4 protein-coding genes are annotated in these 3,985 nt (G+C 35.9%); 3 read left to right on the top strand and 1 reads right to left on the bottom strand.

The window, feature by feature from the left end; genetic code table 11:
• Window positions 1–123: 123 nt before the first annotated feature.
• Window positions 124–681 (bottom strand): L-threonylcarbamoyladenylate synthase, encoded by a 558-nt coding sequence (locus ABFR62_13435; protein MEN8139423.1) that lies wholly within the window; start codon window positions 679–681, stop codon window positions 124–126.
• A gap of 164 nt (window positions 682–845) precedes the next feature.
• Here ABFR62_13435 and folD point away from each other — a divergent pair, with 164 nt between their 5' ends.
• From folD to ABFR62_13420, 3 genes are all read left to right on the top strand, one after another.
• A complete protein-coding gene (gene folD / locus ABFR62_13430) occupies window positions 846–1,715 on the top strand; it encodes a bifunctional methylenetetrahydrofolate dehydrogenase/methenyltetrahydrofolate cyclohydrolase FolD (protein MEN8139422.1) in 870 nt (289 codons plus the stop codon).
• A 277-nt stretch (window positions 1,716–1,992) separates the two neighbouring features.
• The gene (locus ABFR62_13425) at window positions 1,993–2,937 is read left to right on the top strand and encodes a patatin-like phospholipase family protein (protein MEN8139421.1); all 945 of its coding nucleotides are present in this window, start codon (window positions 1,993–1,995) and stop codon (window positions 2,935–2,937) included.
• Window positions 2,938–2,939: 2 nt separating this feature from the next.
• Window positions 2,940–3,569, top strand: a complete 630-nt coding sequence (locus tag ABFR62_13420; protein MEN8139420.1) for a LysE family translocator — start codon at window positions 2,940–2,942, stop codon at window positions 3,567–3,569.
• Window positions 3,570–3,985 lie beyond the last annotated feature (416 nt).

The following is a 3,985-nucleotide window of genomic DNA, read 5'->3' as shown; positions in this document are numbered from 1 at the left end:
GTAACCAGCAACCAGTAACCAGCAACCAGTAACCAGTAACCAGTAACCAGTAACCAGTAACCAGTAACCAGCAACCCGCAACCAGTAACCAGCAACCAGTAACCAGCAACCAGTAACCAGTAACTATTTCCTAATAATCTTCACCTGACTATCAGCACTAAGCTTAATAATTGATGAGGACTTCTTGTTTACCTTATCAGTTTCAATATCTAGAATAAAATCAACACCGTTTTTTATTTCGTCAGAAATATCGTTGAAGTTTGTTGGAGAAGAATGTCCTGAAACGTTGGCAGATGTAGAGACCAAAGGTTTATTTAGTTTACCGATAAGCTGTTTTAAAAACATAGGTTCTACTAATCTTATTCCCAAAGTATCATCGTCAGCAATGATGTTTTTTGCAACATTTTTTGGAGAGTCGTATATGATAGTTGTTGGTTTTTCTGACAGGTCGATGAGGTCCCAGGCTAAATCAGGAACATCTACAATATTCTGCAATCTTCGGTCATTTTCAACCAGAACCAACATTGACTTACTTTCCTCGCGTTGTTTAAGTTTGTAGATTTTGTTGATTGCTTCCTCGTTTGTAGCATCGCAACCAATTCCCCAAATAGTATCGGTAGGATAAAGAATTATCCCTCCGTTTTTCATCACTTCAACTGCTTTTTGGATTTTTTCCTTCATTACAGAATATTTTTTGTACAAATATATTTCAATTATTTAACAAATTAGACCTGCATTGATTAATGGACATAAATACAGCTGATTTATGAAAAAAAGTATTACGATTATATAAATTTCAATTTTCGTTGGTATATTTGAAAACTTTAACAACCGACATATAAAATATGATACTAATAGACGGAAAGAAAACTTCGGGCGATATCAAAGACGAAATTGCCATTGAAGTTTCAAAATTGGTAGCCGAAGGGAAGCGTGCTCCTCATTTAGCTGCTGTTTTGGTTGGCGACGACGGAGCCAGTCAAACATATGTAAACGCAAAGGTTAAAGCCTGTGAAAAAGTAGGTTTTGAGTCTACATTAGTCAGGTTTTCTGCCGAAACTTCGGAAGAAGAACTTTTGGCTAAGATAGATGAAATGAATAATGATGAAGGTTTGGACGGATTCATAGTTCAGTTGCCATTGCCAAAACATATCGATGAGCAAAAAGTTACATTAGCAATTAATCCTGATAAAGATGTTGATGGTTTTCATCCGACAAACCTAGGGAAGATGCTTTTGGGACAGGAAACTTTCCTTCCTGCAACTCCATACGGTATTGTGGAATTGATAAAGAGATACGGAGTAGAAACTTCGGGGAAACATGCCGTAATTATTGGGCGTAGTCACATAGTAGGTTCGCCTATGAGTGTTTTGCTGGCTCAAAAAGGAATTGACTGTACAGTGACATTAACTCACAGCCGTACTAAAGACCTTAAAGAGATAACCCGACAGGCTGATATTGTTGTTGTAGCAAACGGTATTCCGGAGTTTTTGAAAGGCGATATGGTTAAAGATGGAGTAGTGGTAATCGACGTTGGGATAACCAGAGTAGAAGATAAAACCAAAAAATCAGGTTTCCGATTATTGGGCGATGTGAAGTTTGACGAAGTGAGTAAAAAAGCTTCTCATATTACGCCGGTTCCGGGTGGAGTAGGACCTATGACTATAGCGATGCTGATGAAAAACACTCTTCAGTCCAGAAAAAGAAGAGCATAAGTTTAAGAAATTAATTTATCAGAACTACCTTATATTTATTTGTAAGGTAGTTTTTTTTATTTGGGTGGCTGATAAAGCTGTCCATTATACTCCTCAAAAAATATACTTTTCGCAATACAACTGCGGTGGCTTCCTGCGGTCGCCTCCTCGTTTGTTTGCTCAATAGTATCTTTTTCTCCGGGGTGCCATTCCCATCTTTGCCACAAAAAAATATCAGCATTGATTATAAAATATTTGTAGTTTGATTAACTTAGGCCTCAACAAATATACTATCAAAATGCAGAAAAAAGTTTCATTAGTATTGTCGGGTGGCGGTGCAAGGGGAATAGCACATATTGGTGTTATTGAAGAGCTGGAACGCCAGGGCTTCGAAATAGAATCTATTTCGGGAACATCGATGGGAGCGTTGGTTGGAGGAATGTATGCCACAGGTAAAATACAGGAGTATAAGGACTGGATTAGTACCCTCGATAAATATGAAGTTTTTAAGCTGGTTGATTTTACTTTGAGTTCTCAGGGCTTTATTAAAGGGAATAAAGTTTTTGATAAGATGAGGGAGTTTATTCCTGATGTGAATATTGAAGATCTGAATATTGACTATACCGCAACAGCCACAGATTTATTAAGGAGCGAAGAGGTTGTGTTCAAAAGAGGAAGTCTTTATGAGGCTATCAGGGCATCTATTTCTATACCCTCTGTTTTTACTCCAATAGTTTCGGGAGATACTTTACTGGTAGATGGAGGAGTGATAAATAACCTGCCGATTGAGCATGTGAAAAATTCCGGAAATAATTTGTTGATAGTAGTTGATGTAAATGCAGATGTTCCGGCCTACCATCCTCAAATAGATAAAAATAATGAAAGAAAATTAGGCAAACAGTCAATATATCTTGAGAAATTTCAGGGTATTCAAAGGTTTTTCGATAAATACAGAGCTAAGGAAGAAGAGGACGAAAACGGTCAGTTGAATTATTTCGAAATAATGGATAAAACTATCAGTGTGCTCACCGGCCAGATTTCAAAAATGGTCATAGAAAAATATGCACCGGATATACTGGTAAATGTTTCAAGAGATTCATGCAGTTTATTTGATTTTTATAAGGCCGAAGAATTAATTGAAATAGGAAGATATAATACTGCAAATTGTATCGAACAATACGAAGAAAAGCTTAAAGGTGAAGGCTTGTTAGATAAATTACGTAACGGAAATTTATTTAACTGATAATGGAGTTAGAACTTATTTTATCTTTTATTGGAGCTTCTATGCTTCTTACATTTATGCCGGGACCTGATAATATTTTTGTATTAACAGAAAGTATTACAAAAGGACATAAACACGGCATAGCAATTTCCTTAGGTTTAGTTTCGGGGGTAATGGTACATACATTAGCTGCCGCAACCGGTCTTTCGATCATTCTTAAACAATCTGATTACGCTTTTCAGATAGTAAAGTACTTAGGAGCTGCTTATCTGTTGTATCTGGCATACATGGCTTATAAAGAAAAAAAGCCGGAAGTAGAAATTGGCGGAGAAGTTGATAATGCGGAGTTTAATCTTTGGAAATTAATGAGAAAGGGATTTTTTATGAATGTTCTGAATCCCAAGGTTTCATTGTTTTTCATTGCATTTTTACCACAGTTTATCAGCAAAAGCGGATTTAATATAACTCTCCAGATGTTCATTCTGGGATTGATATTTATGATTCAGGCAATATTGATATTTACATTAATATCTACTCTTTCGGGTAAGTTTAGCTCGTATTTAAACAGCGAAAAGTTTTGGAAATACACCAAATGGGGAAAGGTATCTGTATTAGTTGCTTTAGGTGTTATGCTGGCACTTTCCGAAAAATAGATTTAAAGTCCAAAGTCCAAAGTCCAAAGTCTAAAGTTCAAATCTGAACATCCCTAAATAAGGTTGAATGTTATACTTATTACACTATTAGAAATATAAGGGTCAAGTCATATTTTTGGGGATAAAATCATATAAAGCATTTGGTTAGACCGGTTCAATCTATGGTTTACTGCATTTATTTCTCATTAATGAATAATCAATTGGATGAGGGGGTAAAGTTGACAATATTATATTTTGTACTACTGTAAGTAGTCAATTTGTCATCGCCACGAAGTGGCAGATTAATTCAACAAAAGGTATCACCTTTTGTTGAAGGTGCGAAATATTAAACATTTACACAATATGTCAAGGCGTTGCCTTTGACCGGAATTAAGTATGGCTTTCAGCCAATACTAAATTAAGGACAGTTTAGATTA

The sequence above is a fragment of the Bacteroidota bacterium genome (assembly GCA_039714315.1).
Lineage (GTDB): Bacteria > Bacteroidota > Bacteroidia > Flavobacteriales > JADGDT01 > JADGDT01.
Note: the sequence above shows the minus strand (reverse complement) of the source record. Positions and strands in the feature narration are given on the sequence as shown.